The sequence below is a fragment of the Riemerella anatipestifer genome (genome assembly GCF_009670965.2).
Lineage (GTDB): Bacteria > Bacteroidota > Bacteroidia > Flavobacteriales > Weeksellaceae > Riemerella > Riemerella anatipestifer_B.
Window position 1 is genome coordinate 1,012,186 of record NZ_CP073239.1, and the last position, 18,465, is coordinate 1,030,650.

Sequence of the window (18,465 nt, forward strand, 5' to 3'; positions counted from 1 at the left end):
CAAAATGGCTTCAAATAAAATACAATTCAGAAGTATTCACGAATTAAAAGACCCAACGCTTAATAATAAGTTGGCTCAAAAGGAGTTTCAGAACGAAATTCCAGTAGATGAGTTCTTAGGCAATGATGATAAGATGAATAATTCCGGAACGAGTAGAAGAGACTTTCTTAAGCTATTAGGATTCTCTACTGCTGCGGTTACTTTAGCTGCGTGTGAGTCTCCGGTAATCAAAACAATTCCTTATGTTGTAAAACCTCATAATATTATTCCAGGGGTGCCTAACTACTTTGCGTCTTCATTCTTTGATGGGTATGATTTTGCGAGTGTTTTGGTGAAAACAAGAGAAGGAAGGCCTATCAAAATAGAACCGAATCCAGTAGCTGGTTCTTTGGGTAAAACTAACGCTAGAGTTCAGGCAGGATTACTATCACTATATGATAATGATAAATTAAAACAGCCGAAACTAGACGGTAAAGATGAAACTTTTGATAAAGTAGATGATTTTGTTATCAAAGGATTGGAGGAAGCTAAGGCTTCAAACAAGAAAATTGTTTTATTATCTCACTCTTTTGCAAGTCCTACTTTTAAGAAGTTATTTGGAGATTTCAAAGCAAAATATCCTAACGCAGAGTTAGTAACATATGATGCTATACCTTACGCTTCAGCTTTAGATGCAGCAGAGGAAGTTTTCGGACAAAGAGCGTTACCTGTTTATGATTTGTCTCAGACTGAATTGGTGGTATCTTTCCAAGCAGACTTCTTGGGCGATTATAATGCGGGGTCTTTAGAAACTTCTTATGCGGCTGCTAGAAAACCAGGTGCCAATATGCTTCGTCATATTCAAGTGGAGTCTAACATGTCTCTTACTGGAGCTAATGCAGATACTAGGTTGAGAATGAAGCCTAGTGAGGTGTATAAGACATTGGTAGAGGTTTACAATGGGCTTAATGGTTCTACTTCTAACCAAGTAGCTGCTAAGATTGTTGCAGAACTTAAGGCAAAAGGAAGCAAAGCTGTTGTATTTGCAGATGGTTCTAAAGCTGCTTATGTTTTAGCTCATTTGATTAATCAGAAATTAGCTTCTGTAGCGTTTACAGGAAAGGCTAATTATCTAAAAGAATATAACGCTCAGAGATTTAACGAGTTTATAACTTGGCTTAACTCTGGTCAGGTAGGAGTACTTATTTCTAATAATGTTAACCCTATCTATTCTCACAAAACAGGTGCTAAGCTTAAGGAAGCTATTAAGAAAGTACCTTATCATGTAGCTGTAACACAGAAGAAAGATGAGATGTATCAAGTAGCTAAAGCAGCTATTCCTGTTGCTAATTGGCTAGAGTCTTGGGGAGATATAATGCCTGAGACAGGAGCATACTCTTTAATGCAGCCTACAATTCAGAAAATTTATAAATCAAGACAGATAGAAGAGTCTTTATTGGTTTGGACTAATGGTAAAAACCATCCTGCTAATAACTATTATGCTTATCTTAAAGCTAATGCTTCTACCATTTTAGGAGAGACTTCTTTCAATAAAGGTTTATATAATGCATTTAATAGTGTTGCTGCAGGTAGTACTTTATCGTATGCAGGAGGTAATGCAGGTGGAGCAGTAGCAGAATTATCACAATTCAAATCAAGTGATTTAGAATTGGTGCTTTATACAAAAACTTCTATGGGAGACGGTACTCAAGCCAATAACCCTTGGCTACAAGAGTTACCAGACCCTATTTCTAGATTATCGTGGGATAACTATTTAACGGTATCTCCTAAAGACGCGGAAAGACTAGGGTTAGAAAACGAGCTTAACGGAAGAATGCAGTTAGATGGTTCCAAAGTTAATGTTACCGTTAATGGAGTTACTATAGAAAATGTACCTGTATTCATTCAACCAGGACAAGCAGATGGTTCTGTTGGGTTGGCTTTAGGATACGGTAAAAAAGACTCAGGAAAGGTAGCTGAGACAGGTGTTAATGCTTATCCTTTATTTGATGGATATAACTTAGCAGTTTCTAATGTTAAAATAGAGAAAGTTTTTGGTGAGCACGAATTTGCTGGAATGCAGCTTCAAAACACTCTAATGGGTCGTTATGAAATTGCTAGAGAAGTTTCTTTAGATACTTTCCTTAATGTTCCTTTTGATGATCACCTTAAAGGTTGGAATAAACCTTTGGAATACCACACTATCAATGGTGCTTTACCAGCAGGTAAAATTACGCTTTGGGATGCTTATGATGATACAGATGGTCCACACTTTAATTTATCAGTAGACTTAAATGCTTGTACTGGTTGTGGAGCTTGTGTAATTGCATGTCAAGCAGAAAACAATACGCCAGTAGTAGGTAAAGAAGAGGTAAGAATGTCTAGAGATATGTACTGGTTGAGAATAGACCGTTACTACTCTGCAAAAGAGAAAATTGAGGTTAAAGAAGGTATAGACAGAGGTCTAGATGTTCCTAACCTTTATGATATTCTTATCCAGCCAAATGAAAGTCCAGATGTGATTTTCCAACCAGTGATGTGTCAGCACTGTAACCATGCACCTTGTGAAACGGTTTGTCCAGTAGCTGCGACTTCTCATGGTAAACAAGGGCAAAACCAAATGGCTTACAACAGATGTATTGGTACTAGATATTGTGCAAACAACTGTCCGTACAAAGTAAGAAGATTCAACTGGTTTACTTACAACTTGAACGATAAGTTTGACTTCAATATGAATAATGACTTAGGAAGAATGGTACTTAATCCAGATGTTGTAGTAAGAACTAGAGGGGTTATGGAGAAGTGTTCTATGTGTATCCAAATGACACAAAGTACAATTCTAGAAGCTAAGAAAGATGGCAGAAAAGTACAAGATGGAGAGTTCCAGACAGCTTGTTCTAAGGCTTGTTCTACAGGAGCAATGACTTTCGGTGATATGAATGATAAGTCTTCTAAAGTAAGAGAGTTATTCAAAGATGAAAGAAGATACTTCTTACTAGAGGAGATAGGAACTAAACCGAATGTATTCTATCATACTAAAGTTAGAAATAGAAAAGAAGAAGAAAATAAAATTTAATTATAAATAGGTAAAAAATGTCAGGACATTACGAAGCTCCAATTAGGGAACCTTTAATTATAGGGCATAAGACTTATCACGATATTACAGAAGATATCATAAAGCCTATAGAAGAAAGAGCAGGTAAGTTATGGTGGGCGTCTTTATACGCAGCCTTAGTGTTATTCATTTATGGGTTTGGCTGTATAGCTTATACCATTGGTACTGGTATCGGTGCTTGGGGACTCAACAGAACTATCAACTGGGGTTGGGATATTACCAACTTCGTATGGTGGGTAGGTATCGGGCACGCAGGTACACTTATATCAGCTGTACTCTTACTATTTAGACAAAGATGGAGAATGTCTGTAAACCGTTCCGCTGAAGCGATGACTATCTTCGCGGTAGTTCAGGCAGCTATTTTCCCAGTGATACATATGGGTAGAGTTTGGGTTGGTTATTGGGTGTTCCCGTTACCTAACCAGTTTGGTTCTCTTTGGACAAACTTTAACTCTCCTTTACTTTGGGACGTATTTGCTATCTCTACTTATTTCTCTGTATCGGTAGTATTCTGGTTTATGGGACTTATTCCTGACTTTGCAATGATTAGAGATAGAGCTAAAACCCCATTTACTAAGAAAATATATACAATATTGGCTTTTGGTTGGGGTGGTAAAGCTAAGCACTGGCAAAGATTTGAAGAACTATCACTTGTGTTAGCAGGTTTGGCAACACCTTTGGTATTCTCGGTACACACTACGGTATCTTTTGACTTTGCTACTTCGGTAATTAAAGGTTGGCACTCCACTATTTATCCTCCTTACTTTGTAGCAGGAGCTATCTTCTCAGGATTTGCAATGGTACAAACTCTATTATTAGTAGCTAGAAAAGTATGCCACTTAGAGGAATATATCACAATGTATCATATCGAGATAATGAACATCGTTATCATTGTAACAGGTGGTATGGTAACTGTAGCTTATGCAGCAGAATATTTCATCGCTTGGTATTCTGGAAGCCGTTACGAAGACTTTGCATACTTAACACCAGGAGCAGCTACAGGACCTTATTGGTGGGCGTTCTGGGCACTAATTATATGTAACTTAGTGATTCCTGCATTATTCTGGTTCAAGAGAGTAAGAACTAATATTTTTGCAACATTTATTATTGCATTAGTAATTAACATAGGTATGTGGTTTGAGCGTTTTGATATCATTGTTATTAACCTTTCTAGAGACTATCTACCTGGTTCTTGGACAATGTTTAAACCAACCATTATTGATGTGGGCGTTTATTTAGGAACTATCGGGTTCTTCTCTGTATTGTTCTTATTATACGCTAGAACATTCCCTGTAATTGCACAGGCTGAATTGAAGAGTATTTTGAAAATTTCAGGTGAAACTTATAAAGCAAAAGAAGGAGATGAGCACCACTAAAAGAATATATGGACTTTACGGCGATGATGATGATTTAATGCACGGCGTAAAGGCTTTCAGAGAAAGAGGTATTGAAATAGAGGAGGTTTATACCCCTTTTCCAGTACACGGTTTAGATAAGGCACTAGGTTTAAAGAAAACTAGAATTTCAGATGCCGCATTCATCTACGCAGTTTATGGTGTGATGATAGGAGCTCTTACAACATGGTATACTATGAACCATGATTGGCCTCAAAACATAGGTGGTAAGCCAGCTTTTGACTGGGCTCATAACATGCCAGCTTTTGTGGTACCAATGTTTGAGTTAATGGTATTTTGTTCGGCTCACTTGATGTCTCTTACTTTCTTATTTAGAAATAAGATGTACCCAGGAGCTAAGCCACAAAACCCAGATCCAAGAACTACAGATGATAAGTTTATGATGGAGTTTGTGTCTTCTGATGTAGAGACTATTAAACAACTTCTTATAGACACAGGAGTAGAAGAAATAACTGTAAAAGATGCTTAAAATGAAGAAAAATATTTTTAAATTATCAGGTATCTTTGGTGTGTTAGCAATAGTTTTGAATTCTTGCGGACCTAAAGAAAATCCACCATTGGTGTATTTCCCAGATATGTATTTTCCAGTGGCCTATGATCCGCTAATGAAAGCAGCAGATCCTTATTCTAAGCATGAGAATGAAATTCCTGCTTTTGTTAAGAATAATGGTGCTACGGCTTTAACAACAGTAGAGGGAACTGTATCTCAGAATCCAGAAGGTTTAGCAGAAAGCACTCCTGGTGCTACAATGACAGCAGATGAATATAATGCAGGGTATGATGCATCAAAAGCAATAGTGGAGTCTCCACTAAATCCAGCAAATAAAGCTAAAGATTTAGCAAGAGGGAAGCATTTATATGAAATAACTTGTGCTGCTTGTCATGGTACAGCTGGAGATGGACAAGGACCAATAGTTCAGTCTGGAGCTTACTTGGGAGTGCCTAAATACGCAGATAGACAAATTACAGTAGGATCTGTTCACTATGTATTAACTTATGGTAGAAATGCTATGGGATCTTATGCAGGGCAGCTAAAGCCAGGTGATAGATGGAGAGTTTCTATGTATGTAATGGATGCATTTAAAGGAGCAGCATTGCCTGCACCTGCAACAGCATCTGCAGATCAAACAAAAAACAATACTAAATAATAAAACTAAAGAAAATGTATAGTTTTTCACCAAAATTAAGATTATATTCTATCGTATTCATCATTTTGGGATTGGTGCTTTTCGGTGCGGGGTATTTTATGAATCATGGAATAGATGATGCTAAAATAGAGCATATGATGGAAGCAGTACATGCTTCAGGACACCATAATCCTACTCATTCTAGTGAACTTGTAGGTCCTCAGGATCATGCAGCTCATTTGGAACACGCAAAAATGCAAGTGCACAATCAGCCTTTAGCAGCTATTCACTCTGTGGCGGTTTTCTTCTTCGGACTTAGTTGCTGTGTAATGTTTTTCTACTCAGTTCAGCATGCGGCTCATGCAGGGTGGTCTATTATCATTACTAGAGTAATGGAGGCGATTGGAGCTTACATTCCTTACGGTGGAGCGATTCTTATCATTATAATGATTTTAAATGTAACTCATAATGGGCATCTTTTCCATTGGATGGATCCTGAACTTACAGATCCAAACAGCCCTCATTTTGATGTTATTTTATACGAAAAGAAGAAGTTTTTAAATATTCCTTTCTATGTTGTAAGAAATATTGTATATGTACTTGGAGCTTCTTTCTTCGCTTGGAAACTTAGATCTATGTCTAAGAAAGTAGATGAAACTAAATCTTTAAGAGACTACCAAATGCTTTATAGATGGAGTGTGGGGTATATTGCTTTCTTTGGATTTGCTTCTGCTTTATGGGCATGGGATTGGTTGATGTCTATAGACCCTCACTGGTACTCTACTATGTATATTTGGTATTCTATGGTGAGTTGTTTAGCAAGTGCTATAGCTGCTATTATCCTTGTGAGTGTTTATCTTAAGAAAAATGGTTTCTTACCTCAGTTTAATGATAATCATTTACATGATTTAGGTAAGTATCTTTTTGCTACGAGTATGCTATGGACTTATACTTGGTTTGCACAGTTTATGCTTTATTGGTATGCAAACGTACCTGAAGAAGTAAACTATTTCTTTGGAAGATTTGAGTACTATGCGCCAACTTTCTTACCAATGTTAATCCTTAACTTCTTAATACCTCTATTAGTAATGGTAAGTAGTAGTATTAAGAGAAACTATAAAGTGGTAACTACTATGGCGGTGATTGTAATTATTGGGCACATTGTAGATTACTTCAATATGGTAATGCCAGGAACAGTAGGTCCTCACTGGAATAACTTTACAGTTCTATTGCTAGTTTTAGGTTCTGTTTTGTTTGTAGTAGGTTTATTCGTATTCGTAACTATGACACAACTTTCTAAAATGAAGCTTATTCCTAAAGGAAACCCATACCTACATGAATCTGAAATTTATGAATATCCTTTCTAATTAGGAAAAGACTATAAAATAAAATTAAAATCCCGATGTATTTGTCGGGATTTTATTATTTTTGTGAAGATATAAATATTAAATAATGAATAGATTAAAACTATTACCAATACTTTTCTTGCTCTTCTTTACAGGTTGTAAAAAAGATCAGGTAGATGGTAGTAATATAAGAGCATTTCAGTCAAGTATCAATGATATGTCTTCGTCTTTAACTACGCTTGAGCAAGTCAAGTTTAATGAAGCTCTTTACATTCTCAAAACATTTGGAGTAGAGGCAGATGGAGATATACAAGAGTTGAATGCATTGTCAAAATTACTTGATGGTAAAAAAGTGCCTGAAATTTTAGCGATGGCTAATGAAGTAGCAGCTAAAAATGAGTTAGAATGGTCTAGTACCTCGCCACCATCTTTAGGAAATATGAATATTTTTCAAAGTCAAGAGCCTGCGGCTATAGACCCCAACGATGTTAAGGCTTCGTCTATTAGCTTACAGATAAATCCTGTTTCTGTTGATAGTGTATTAGGAGCTAAGGCTTTACAAGTTGTTCCAAGGTTGCTAGATACAAGAGGTAATTTAGTAGACTTTTCTAATGCGGGGTTAGAGACAACATTGGAGATTTACAGCAATGATATAAAGCTATTAACTTCTAAAAGGCTGATGACGGATAATAATTTTAAAGGTTTTTACGTAAACCTAGCATCTATCCCTCAAGAAAAAGTAACAGGTGGAGTAATAGATATTAAAGTAACTGTAAGAACGGCACAGAAGTTTTTACAAATGGCAAGACGAGGAATGTCTATAAATTCTAAAGTTTTAAAACAGCCGGTAGTTGATGAAACTACACCTACAGAAAGTATAGATGGAGAAATACAAGAACAACAAGATGAAACAATAATTCAACCAAAAGAAAATACTTCCAAAGTTAAGGCTGAGCCTAAGTCTGTAGTTAGCAAATTTTTAAATAATTTGGGGAGTAATAATTTAAGAGCAGCTTATGAGATTTCTTCAAATCCAAAATGGGGTTCTTATGACCAGTTTTCTAATCCAACATCTGGTTTTGGATCTGTGAAAAATATTACAGTAAAAAGTATTTCAACCCAATCTAGCTCTGATAACTCTGCAATAGTAAATGCAAGTTACAATGTAACTGATAATAATGGTAATACTTCGGCATTAGAGGTTACTTATACACTTAAATCAGATGGAAATAGTTGGAAAATTACAAACTATAAAATTAATTCTACACAAAAACAATAGTGCTAATGGCAACTCAAGAACTCATTAAAAAATTAGAACAAACCATTGATAATATTCCAAACTTCCCTAAAGAAGGGATACAGTTTAAGGATATCACACCTATTTTTCTTAATCCAGAACTTTATGAAGAAGTCATAGATGATTTGGTAGAGTTCAGTAAAGGTAAGGTAGATGTAGTTTGTGGTATAGAGAGCAGGGGCTTCCTTTTTGGGATAGCTGTGGCGGTAAAGCTAGGAGTTCCTTTTGTTTTAATTCGTAAGAAGGGTAAGCTTCCTCCACCTTTTATTTCTCAAAAATACGATTTAGAGTACGGCTCATCAGAGATAGAAATGAAAGAGGGACAGTTAAAAGCTGGTGATAGAGTTCTAATTCACGATGACCTTTTAGCAACAGGTGGAACTACTGAAGCTGCAGCAAAACTAGTGGAGAAACAAGGGGCAAAAGCAGTACAATTTAGTTTCTTAATTGGGCTTAAAGCTCTTGGAGGAGAGGCAAAATTAAAGAAATTCAATTCAGAAATTTATCAGTTGTTAGAATACTAAAGCACAGATTAAGTTTTGTGTATCAGAAAAGAAAAAACTAAATTTGCGGACTAAATAATAATCAAAATGTCAGGAAAATACAATAAATTAAGTGAAGAGCAGATAAAAGAAGGAAAAGAAACTGTGGAGATATTTCAGGAGCTAGATCAAACTGCACTAAAATCTGAAAAATTTTTGGAGAAGTATTCTAAATACTTGGTTGGTGTATTTGCTTTGGTGTTAGTGTCTATATTGGGATATTTTGCTTATCAACAATTTATAGTAGCTCCTAAAAATGAGGAAGCTACAAAAGGATATTTAGCAGCGCAGAAAAACCTATCGGAGGGGAATAATGAGCTTGCATTAGGTGGTAAATCTGCGGCTAATCCAGGTTTTTTAGGAACCTACCAAGAGTTTTCAGGTACTAAGGCAGGAAAACTTTCAGCATATAATGCAGGTCTTCTTAAATTTAAAGAAGGGAAATATCAAGAAGCTTACGATTTGTTAGATGCATTCAAGTCAGATAATAAAATATTGATGGCACTAAAATACGGTGCTATGGGAGATTGCTTGTCTAACCTTAATAAAGCTGATGATGCTATGGCACAGTATGATAAAGCATCATCTACATCTGATGACCCATTCACATCTTATTACTTCACAAGAAAAGCAGGCTTGGTGGCAATTTCTCTAAAGAAAAATGCTGATGCTAAAAAATATTTTGAAGCCATTGATGAGAAATATCAAGACTATGATGGTGGTGCTTCAGATGCTTATATAGAAATGGTAAAATATTACTAAATTTACATCATAACTCTAAAATAAAAAATATGGCAACTATTAATCTTTCTGATTATAAGCCACTCGATATTAAAAATGCCGATGAGTTCAACATCGGCATTGTTGTCTCTGAGTGGAACGATTTTGTAACTTTCAATCTCCGCGATGCAGCTGTAGAAACCCTACTTAAAGAAGGAGTGAAGAAAGACAAAATAAAAATTTACTATGTACCAGGTGCTTTTGAACTTAGTTATGCAGCCATGAGACTTTGTGCTAAACAACGCTACTTTGATGCTATTATAGCAATAGGGTGCATTATCAGAGGAGAAACACCTCATTTTGATTATGTTTGCCAAGGCGTTACACAAGGCATTACAGCATGTAATACACAAACAGATACCCCAACAATATTCTGTGTGCTTACAGATGATACCAAAGAACAATCTATAGCACGAAGTGGAGGGAATTTGGGTAACAAAGGTGTAGAGGCTGCTGTTACAGCTCTAAAAATGGTAGATTTTAAGAAAAATATTTAATCTAGATTAGCACTAAAATGAGATGGACTAATAATAGAGGTGATAATGTAGAGGACCGAAGAGGGAGAGGAGGTATGGTTGTAGGCGGTGGTCTAGGCATAGGAACCTTAATCATAGCTGCTATTGTATTTTTTCTAGGGGGCGACCCTTCTTCAATTATAGGAAGCGGTGGTCTGGGAAGTACTCAACAAACGGAGCAGAGAGAATTAACCCAAGAGGAATTACAAGTAAGAGAATTTATTGAGATGTTAATTTTTGAAAATGATACTACTTGGCAGAAAATTTTTTCGGAAAATGGAATGCAATATAGGAAGCCTAAAGTAGTACTTTTTGAAAGCGTAACACAATCAGGGTGTGGGACAGCACAGTCTGAAATGGGACCTTTCTACTGTCCTGCTGATGAAACTATCTATATGGATATGAGTTTTTTCTCAGAGCTTCAGAGTAGATTTGGTGCTAAGGTTACCGAATTTTCTGTAGCCTATGTTTTGGCACATGAGGTAGGGCATCATGTACAGACCATTTTAGGAACTACTGAAAAAGTAAATTCACTTAGAGCTAGTGGAAAGTACTCGGAAGCAGAGATGAATAGAGTATCTGTGGCTACAGAGCTTCAAGCTGATTTCTATGCAGGGCTTTGGGCAAAAAAAACAGATGAAAGAGAAGGTATTTTAACGCCAGGAGATATAGAAAGTGCAATTAGTGCTGCTGAAGCTGTGGGAGACGATAATATTCAAAAAAGAGGACAAGGTTATGTTAACCAAGAAAGCTTTACTCATGGTAGTTCTGCTCAAAGGAAAGAATGGTTTATGAAAGGGTATGAGACTGGTGATATTCGTCAAGGAAATACCTTTGATGTCTTGCTAAAGTAATTTATGAAAACATTAACTAAATTTTAGTATTGTTTGGGTAAAGTAGGTCTGGTTTTTGATATTATACTAAACAAATAATATTAAAATGAAAAAAATACTTATCGCAATGTCATTCGTACTAGGATTGAGTACAGCTTACTCTCAACAAGTACAAGGTTCAGTAACATCTAAAGCTCAAGAAAAAGTTATAAAAAAGGAGCAAAAGATGCAAAGTCAGAAAAAAGATTTCAAAAAGGAATACTCTGAATCTGCTGAAAAAGGTAAAGAAGGGAAAGAGGCTTTTGAAAAAGGTGAAAAAGGAGAACATAAAGGGAGGTTAAAAGCTGATGGTACACCAGATAAACGCTACAAAGAAAACCGTAAACTTAAAAAAGACGGTACCCCAGATAAGCGTTTTAAAGGTAAAGAAAATGATAAAGAATAGGGAGCTATTTCTTTAAAAAGAGTAAGGTTCGGTTGTGAAACAGCCGAACTTTTTTGTGTGCATATATTTCATTCCTGTATTTTTAAGATGTATCTTTGAGGTGTTAATTAAATGCTGGAAAATGAAAAGAGATTTATATATTGATTTTGCAAAAGGCTTAGCAACTTTATCCATTATCTTTATCCATACCACTTTTTGGAGCGGTCAGTATTATATTCCTACGGAACTTAGAGTGTTGTCATTGTTATTTGATGTTCCTATTTTCTTTGCACTTAGTGGTCTTACCTCTGGCGGGAATGTAGAAAAAACACTTTATAGGCTACTTAAACTCCAGGTAACCTATATGATTTTTGTAACACTGCTATTTTTTGTAGACTATTTTTTTAAAGTTTTTGGGCTTTACTTTTTTGGTTTAGAGAGTTTGAAAAACTTTTATGCTACTTTTGGGAGCAAGTTTGCACCACAGTCTATAGCTTATTTTCCTCAATGGGAAAATTTAGGGAACTGGTATTTGCACCAATATTCTACTTGTGATACTTTTCCAGTGGTGATGGGTAGCTTTTGGTATCTTAAAGTCTATTATATTTTAACGGTACTTGGGGTGCTAATACTCAGGTTTTTCCATCAACATATCAATTGGTTTATAGCCCTATGTTTTGGCTTAACTTTATTGTTTAATGTCTTTCCGTATTATTATCCAACAGGTCAGGTAGGGTATGTTTCTTTTTATCTTGGTGTATTTCTCGTGGCTTATAAAATGAGAGGCAAAAGAATAAAAAATAGTCATATTCCTCTACTGTATGGAGCTTTAGCACTAGTTTTAGTTTGGCTGTTTTGGTTCTATGGAACGGATATTTTCTATAAAATAAATAAACAAAAATTCCCGCCAAAAATACCGTATATTGTATGGTCTTTTCTTTCGTTAATAACGGTGTTTGTACTTTATAATAGGCTTAAGATTACTAAAGATAATTTTATAAACTATATTGGTAAGAATGCTATTTTCTACTATTTTGCACAAGGTATTAGTTCATCGTTGGTTTATTTTATGGTAGTTCCTTTGCAGGATAATATCCACTGGGGAGTTTTAATTTTAATGGTTTATTTGGTTAATGTAGTTTTGGCTATACTCATTGCAGAGCTGCTTAAAAAAATAGATGCTTTAGGCTGGAATACTTTAACTTGGCTGAGAAGAAAGACGGCAAGTGCTGGTTAGATAAAATTTACTTTTGTGGAAATCTAATAAAGAGTATTTTTGCAAAAAAATAATCTTGATAAGAATTGTAGAAAATAAAGATTGGATTATATACTCTCTTTTAGGAGTTGGTTTTTTGTATGTAGTGATGTTTCGTGTTCTTTTAAGAGATATAAGTTTAATTAAATTTTTCACTCTTAAAGAAGAATTTGCTAATAATACCATTCAATCTTGGGTTGTAACTAGTGTGGGGTTTATTATTTTAGTGACTGTAGCGTTATCTAATATTCTTCCTATAAACCCACGCTTATTTGCTGAATATTTTAATGTTTTTGGGTATACTCCTAATAAAGTAGGTAGTATTATTTTAGCATTAGTTTTTCTATTTTTTTTTAGAACCGTATCTACCTATTTCTTTTTGGCAAGTATAGGAGAGGTAGAGAGATGGAAGAGTTTTTATTTTTTAGCTACAAAATTCTTTTTAGGCTATAGTTTAGCTCTAATAGTACTGGTACTCGTGCAGAATTATTTCCCCATAGAAACAGAATGGATGATATACGTGTATGCCGTCTTTTTCTGTATGTCTTTTATTTTTAAAAACTTGGTCTATCTGTTTCATCATAAGACCATCTTGCCAGATGAATGGTATTATAAAATTTTGTATATTTGCACGCTCCAAATTTTACCTTTTTTGGTAGTTGGGAAATTTTTATTCTTTTAATCAATTTTTAGGATTTTAAAAATGTCAAAAATTAAATCTATTCTAATATCTCAGCCTCAACCTGCGGAATCATCTCCTTATTTAGAACTTGCGAAAAAGGAAAAAATAGAAATAGATTTTCGTCCATTCATTTATGTTCAGGGGGCAGATGCCAAAGATTTGAGAACACAAAAAATAGATCTCTCTAAGTATACAGGAATTATTTTTACTAGTAGAAATGCAATAGACCACTACTTTCGTTTAGCTGAAGAGATGCGTTTTTCGGTTCCTGATTCTATGCGATATATTTGCCAGTCAGAGGCTATCGCTAATTATTTGCAGAAACACATCGTTTATAGAAAAAGGAAAATTAGTTTTGGTGAAAAATTGCCTACAGATATAATTCCTTTACTCAAGAAATATCCATCAGAGAAGTATCTTTTACCTTCTTCTGATATTCTCAATGATGGGATAACTAAGGTTTTGGACGAATCTGGAGTGGATTGGACCAGAGCTATTATGTACCGTACGGTTAATAGCGATTTGTCTGATTTGAATATAAATAACTATGATGTATTAGTGTTTTTCAGCCCACAAGGAATAAAATCTTTGGTAGAGAACTTTAAAGATTATAAAAAATCTAAGTTTAAAGTAGCTGTTTTTGGTAACTCTACTAAAGCAGAAGCGGAAAAAGCTGGATTAACGGTAGATATTATGGCTCCTACCAAAGAAAATCCGTCTATGACAATGGCGATAGAAAACTTCATCAAAAAAGCCAATAAGTAGGAGATAAAATAGATAATATAACATATTAAACCCATTATAAAAGGTCATCATCTTTCAATGTAACGAAATGAAGATGACCTTTTTAGTAAAAATATAAAATGATGCAACCACCTAAAGCAATAAAAAAAACACAGAAGTTAGTTATTCATAACGATGAAAGGATAGACCCTTATTTTTGGTTAAACCAGAGAGATACTCCAGAGGTTTTAGAATATCTTGAGCAAGAAAATGCTTATACAGAATTTATATTAAAGGATACCGAAGATTTTCAAAAAGAACTTTTTGAGGAAATGAAAGCGAGGTATAAAGAAGAAGATGCCTCGTTGCCGTATTTTTTTAATGAGTATTGGTATATTGTAAGATTTGAAAAAGGGAAAGATTATCCACTCTTTTTCAGAAAGTATCAAACATTGGAAGCGAAGGAAGAACTTTTGCTAGATGCTAATCAACTAGCGGAAGGTAAGAAGTTTTTAGATGTGGGGAGTATGGTGGTGAGTCCTAATAACCAATTAGCTACTTATTCTACAGACGAAACAGGGAGACGTATTTACAGTATTTTTATTAAAAATTTGGAAACGGGAGCAGTCTCCAACGAAGTTATAGAAAACACCACAGGTAAAGCTGTTTGGGCTAATGATAACGAGCATTTTTTCTATATCAGAAAAGATAAAAGTCTTAGAGCATATCAAATTTTTAGACATAAACTAGGCACTTCTCCTAGCGAGGACGTTTTAGTTTTCCACGAAAAAGATACTTCATTTGATATTAATTTATTTAAAACTAAATCTTTAGAATATATATTTATTGCCAGTTCTAGTACGGTTTCAGATGAGCATCGTTTTATTCCAGCTGATGATGTGTTTGCACCGTGGCAAATTGTTCAAACTAGGGAAGAAGGCTTAGAGTATGCGGTAGAGCATTATCAGAATCATTTTTATATCATTACCAATGAGGGAGAAGCAACCAATTTTAAATTAGTGAAAACACCAGTAGCTAAGCCGCAGAAAGAAAATTGGCAAACGATAATTCCTCACAGAGAGGATACTTTGTTAGAAGGTTTTGAAATTTTCAAAGATTACCTCGTGGTGGAAGAGCGTAGAGAAGGTTTGCTTCAAATTAGCATCAGGCATTGGGAAACGGGTGAACAATACTATCTTCCGTTTCAAGAGGAAACCTATACGGCGTATATTGGATTGAATTTAGATTTTAATTCAACAAAATTAAGATATGGGTATTCATCTCTTGTTCAGCCATCTGCTACTTTTGAATTTGATATGACGCATCAAACCCAAATACTTCTTAAAGAGCAAGAAATTTTGGGTGGTAAATTCTTGAAAGAAAACTATACTTCGGAGAGGTTATGGGCGTCTTCAAGAGATGGTGTTACTAAAATACCTATATCTTTAGTTTATAGAAAAGATACGGTGCTTTCTCAGGATACACCATTATTACTTTATGGTTATGGAAGTTATGGTCATACCATAGATGCTTCATTTTCTAGAGGGAGATTGTCGTTACTAGATAGAGGTTTTGTGTTTGCTATTGCGCACATTAGAGGAGGAGAATATTTGGGTAGAGAATGGTATGAAAAAGGAAAGTTACTTCACAAAAAAAATACCTTTTACGATTTTATAGACTGTGCCAAATTTTTAATTGAGAAAAACTACACTTCTTCAAAACATCTTTACGCTATGGGAGGTAGTGCAGGAGGATTATTGGTAGGGACAGTTATTAACGAAGAACCTAACCTTTTTAATGGGGCGGTTGCACAAGTTCCGTTTGTAGATGTGGTTACCACGATGCTAGACGAAGAAATCCCTTTAACAACAGGTGAGTTTGACGAATGGGGAAATCCTAAAGAAGAGCAGTATTATCATTATATGAAGTCTTACTCTCCATATGATAATGTCAAGGCTCAAAGTTATCCGCATTTGCTAGTAACTACAGGATACCACGATAGTCAGGTGCAATATTGGGAGCCTGCAAAGTGGGTGGCAAAACTGCGAGATATGAAAAAAGACCAAAATCTTTTGGTTTTTAAAACTGATTTTTCTTCGGGGCACGGAGGGGCTAGTGGTCGATTTGAATCACTAAAGGAAGATGCTTTAGAGTATGCTTTTTTAATGAAGTTAGAAGGCTTGAGTAAATAAACTATATAATAAAAAAACCTTCGGAATATTTTATCTGAAGGTTATTAGTGTGTATAATATCATTTTGTTGTACTAAACTTACTGAAAACTTTGGTTTAGAATTTAGAATGTGCATTTAACATAGCATTTTTTGTGCCAAAAAAATATGCAGATGAGTAAAATCTAATGAAAGTGCTGGTTTTGAGAATTAATTTAGAAAAATATTTGGCTATGTCAAAAAAACTTCTTTATTTTGCACTCTCAAATATTTAGTAGTAAAAAAGAACATCGAGATATGTCAAGAATTTGCCAAATAACAGGAAAGCGTGCAATGGTAGGAAACCATGTTTCTCACGCTAATAACAAAACGAAGCGTCGTTTTGAGATTAACTTATTAGAGAAGAAGTTTTACCTTCCTGAGCAAGAGAAACATATTACACTTAAAGTTTCTGCTCACGGATTGAGAGTAATTAACAAGATTGGAATTGAGGAGGCTGTGGAAAGAGCAACTCGTAACGGATTTATCAAATAATTAAGAAATCATGGCAAAAAAAGGGAATAGAGTCCAAGTGATTTTGGAATGTACAGAGCATAAAGAAAGTGGTGTTGCTGGAATGAGCAGATACATCACGACTAAGAATAAGAAGAATACAACAGAAAGATTAGAGCTTAAAAAGTATAATCCTGTTCTTAAAAAGTATACACTTCATAAAGAAATCAAGTAATCATCTTTAAAGATATTTTACAATGGCAAAAAAAGTAGTAGCAACCCTACAAACATCTTCTAAGAAGATGACAAAAGTAGTGAAAATGGTAAAGTCTCCTAAAACAGGAGCTTATGTTTTCGAAGAGAAAGTAATGAATGCAGATGATGTAGATGCTTATTTAAAAAAATAAGTATTATTCATTCTAGTATAAGAAATATAAAAGCTATCCAAATAATTTATTTGGGTAGTTTTTTTATATATTTGTTTCTGTTAATCGTACACAAAAATATATGAGTTGGTTTAAAAAAATATTCAAAAAAGAAGAGAAAGAAACTTTAGATAGAGGGTTAGAAAAGTCAAGTCAAGGCTTTTTTGAAAAAATATCCAAAGCAGTCATAGGGAAAAGTAAGGTAGATGATGAAGTTTTAGATGATTTGGAAGAGGTTCTTATTGCATCAGATGTAGGAGCTCAGACAACTATCAAGATTATCGAACGAATTGAAGATAGAGTTGCTAGGGATAAGTATGTTGGTGTAGATGAACTACATAAGCTTCTTAAAGAAGAAATTACAGCATTGCTTTTAGAAAATCCTCATGCTGATACGGGGAATATAGATGAGGCTAAAAAACCTTACGTAATAATGGTGGTGGGAGTCAATGGAGTAGGTAAAACAACTACGATAGGTAAATTAGCACATCAGTTTAAAACACAGGGTAAAAAAGTGGTGCTAGGAGCAGCAGATACTTTTAGAGCGGCGGCGGTGGACCAGCTGGTGATATGGAGTGAGCGAGTAGGTGTACCTATTGTAAAGCAAAATATGGGTTCTGACCCCGCTTCTGTTGCCTTTGATACAGTGCAATCCGCAGTAGCTCAAAATGCTGATGTAGTACTTATAGATACAGCTGGGAGGCTTCATAATAAAGTAAACCTAATGAATGAACTGTCTAAGATAAAAAGAGTAATGCAGAAATTAATTCCTGATGCTCCACATGAGGTTTTGTTGGTGTTAGACGGTTCTACAGGGCAAAATGCATTTGAACAAGCTAAGCAGTTTACTGCGGCAACAGAAGTTAATGCTCTTGCGGTTACAAAATTAGATGGTACAGCAAAAGGAGGAGTGGTTATTGGTATTTCTGATCAATTTCAAGTTCCTGTAAAATATATAGGGGTGGGAGAGAAGATGGAAGACTTGCAGTTATTTAATGGCACGGAGTTTGTTGACTCTTTCTTCAAGAAAAAGAGTTGATACTCAAAAAATAAACACTAAATCTTAAAACTATTAAATTATGGGAATTTTATCTTGGCTATTATTTGGTCTTATTGCAGGTGCTATTGCTAAAGCTATTCATCCGGGGGAGGATCCTGGAGGGTGGTTAGTAACTATTGTTATTGGTATTTTGGGAAGTATGTTAGGAGGCTGGTTGGGCTCTATGCTTTTTAACATAGATGTTACAGGCTTTAATCTTAAAAGTTTCTTTGTAGCAGTAGGAGGAGCATTAATTTTATTAATGTTTTATTCAAAAGTGATAGCTAAAAAGTAGAAATACTTGTCT

At 35.0% G+C, this 18,465-nt stretch carries 20 protein-coding genes; all 20 read left to right on the plus strand.

Annotation, left to right across the window (positions count from 1 at the left end):
• Window positions 1-4: 4 nt before the first annotated feature.
• The 20 genes from D1J36_RS04660 (at window position 5) to D1J36_RS04755 (ending at window position 18,453) form a co-directional block, all read left to right on the plus strand.
• Window positions 5-3,055, plus strand: coding sequence for a TAT-variant-translocated molybdopterin oxidoreductase (locus tag D1J36_RS04660; RefSeq protein WP_154137409.1), 3,051 nt, complete (start codon window positions 5-7; stop codon window positions 3,053-3,055).
• Window positions 3,056-3,072: 17 nt separating this feature from the next.
• The gene (gene nrfD, locus D1J36_RS04665; protein ID WP_154137410.1) at window positions 3,073-4,470 is read left to right on the plus strand and encodes an NrfD/PsrC family molybdoenzyme membrane anchor subunit; all 1,398 of its coding nucleotides are present in this window, start codon (window positions 3,073-3,075) and stop codon (window positions 4,468-4,470) included.
• Complete coding sequence (locus tag D1J36_RS04670; protein WP_004916120.1) at window positions 4,457-4,978, plus strand: DUF3341 domain-containing protein; 522 nt, start codon at window positions 4,457-4,459, stop codon at window positions 4,976-4,978. The genes nrfD and D1J36_RS04670 overlap by 14 nt, the downstream gene beginning before the upstream one ends.
• Window positions 4,971-5,657: a c-type cytochrome gene (locus tag D1J36_RS04675; protein WP_064970138.1), complete on the plus strand. Its 687-nt coding sequence runs from the start codon at window positions 4,971-4,973 to the stop codon at window positions 5,655-5,657. Before D1J36_RS04670 ends, D1J36_RS04675 begins: the two co-directional genes overlap by 8 nt.
• A 14-nt stretch (window positions 5,658-5,671) precedes the next feature.
• Window positions 5,672-7,003 (plus strand): quinol:cytochrome C oxidoreductase, encoded by a 1,332-nt coding sequence (locus tag D1J36_RS04680; RefSeq protein WP_154137411.1) that lies wholly within the window; start codon window positions 5,672-5,674, stop codon window positions 7,001-7,003.
• A gap of 85 nt (window positions 7,004-7,088) precedes the next feature.
• Entirely contained in the window at window positions 7,089-8,261 is a 1,173-nt protein-coding gene (locus tag D1J36_RS04685) for a hypothetical protein (RefSeq protein WP_154137412.1), read from the plus strand.
• Window positions 8,262-8,266: 5 nt separating this feature from the next.
• On the plus strand, window positions 8,267-8,803 hold the full coding sequence (locus tag D1J36_RS04690; protein WP_154137413.1) for an adenine phosphoribosyltransferase: 537 nt from the start codon (window positions 8,267-8,269) through the stop codon (window positions 8,801-8,803).
• 66 nt (window positions 8,804-8,869) lie between these two features.
• Window positions 8,870-9,583 carry a hypothetical protein gene (locus D1J36_RS04695; RefSeq protein ID WP_064964685.1) on the plus strand — a complete coding sequence of 238 codons (714 nt, stop codon included), beginning with the start codon at window positions 8,870-8,872 and terminating at the stop codon, window positions 9,581-9,583.
• A 29-nt stretch (window positions 9,584-9,612) separates the two neighbouring features.
• Window positions 9,613-10,098 carry a 6,7-dimethyl-8-ribityllumazine synthase gene (gene ribH, locus D1J36_RS04700; RefSeq protein ID WP_154137414.1) on the plus strand — a complete coding sequence of 162 codons (486 nt, stop codon included), beginning with the start codon at window positions 9,613-9,615 and terminating at the stop codon, window positions 10,096-10,098.
• Window positions 10,099-10,115: 17 nt separating this feature from the next.
• On the plus strand, window positions 10,116-10,970 hold the full coding sequence (gene ypfJ, locus D1J36_RS04705; protein WP_154137415.1) for a KPN_02809 family neutral zinc metallopeptidase: 855 nt from the start codon (window positions 10,116-10,118) through the stop codon (window positions 10,968-10,970).
• A gap of 85 nt (window positions 10,971-11,055) precedes the next feature.
• Window positions 11,056-11,394, plus strand: a complete 339-nt coding sequence (locus D1J36_RS04710; RefSeq protein WP_154137416.1) for a hypothetical protein — start codon at window positions 11,056-11,058, stop codon at window positions 11,392-11,394.
• Between the two features lie 121 nt (window positions 11,395-11,515).
• On the plus strand, window positions 11,516-12,610 hold the full coding sequence (locus D1J36_RS04715) for an acyltransferase family protein (RefSeq protein WP_154137417.1): 1,095 nt from the start codon (window positions 11,516-11,518) through the stop codon (window positions 12,608-12,610).
• 55 nt (window positions 12,611-12,665) lie between these two features.
• Entirely contained in the window at window positions 12,666-13,310 is a 645-nt protein-coding gene (locus D1J36_RS04720) for a DUF4271 domain-containing protein (RefSeq protein WP_154137418.1), read from the plus strand.
• 21 nt (window positions 13,311-13,331) lie between these two features.
• Window positions 13,332-14,075, plus strand: coding sequence for a uroporphyrinogen-III synthase (locus D1J36_RS04725; RefSeq protein WP_154137419.1), 744 nt, complete (start codon window positions 13,332-13,334; stop codon window positions 14,073-14,075).
• 101 nt (window positions 14,076-14,176) lie between these two features.
• Window positions 14,177-16,225 carry a S9 family peptidase gene (locus D1J36_RS04730; RefSeq protein WP_154137664.1) on the plus strand — a complete coding sequence of 683 codons (2,049 nt, stop codon included), beginning with the start codon at window positions 14,177-14,179 and terminating at the stop codon, window positions 16,223-16,225.
• A gap of 274 nt (window positions 16,226-16,499) precedes the next feature.
• Window positions 16,500-16,736 (plus strand): 50S ribosomal protein L28, encoded by a 237-nt coding sequence (rpmB, locus tag D1J36_RS04735; protein ID WP_004916140.1) that lies wholly within the window; start codon window positions 16,500-16,502, stop codon window positions 16,734-16,736.
• A gap of 10 nt (window positions 16,737-16,746) precedes the next feature.
• Window positions 16,747-16,929, plus strand: a complete 183-nt coding sequence (rpmG, locus tag D1J36_RS04740; RefSeq protein ID WP_004916141.1) for a 50S ribosomal protein L33 — start codon at window positions 16,747-16,749, stop codon at window positions 16,927-16,929.
• A gap of 22 nt (window positions 16,930-16,951) precedes the next feature.
• Window positions 16,952-17,101 (plus strand): DUF4295 family protein, encoded by a 150-nt coding sequence (locus D1J36_RS04745; protein ID WP_004916142.1) that lies wholly within the window; start codon window positions 16,952-16,954, stop codon window positions 17,099-17,101.
• Between the two features lie 100 nt (window positions 17,102-17,201).
• Entirely contained in the window at window positions 17,202-18,158 is a 957-nt protein-coding gene (gene ftsY / locus D1J36_RS04750) for a signal recognition particle-docking protein FtsY (RefSeq protein WP_154137420.1), read from the plus strand.
• A gap of 40 nt (window positions 18,159-18,198) precedes the next feature.
• The gene (locus tag D1J36_RS04755) at window positions 18,199-18,453 is read left to right on the plus strand and encodes a GlsB/YeaQ/YmgE family stress response membrane protein (protein WP_154137421.1); all 255 of its coding nucleotides are present in this window, start codon (window positions 18,199-18,201) and stop codon (window positions 18,451-18,453) included.
• The last annotated feature ends 12 nt before the right edge of the window (window positions 18,454-18,465 follow it).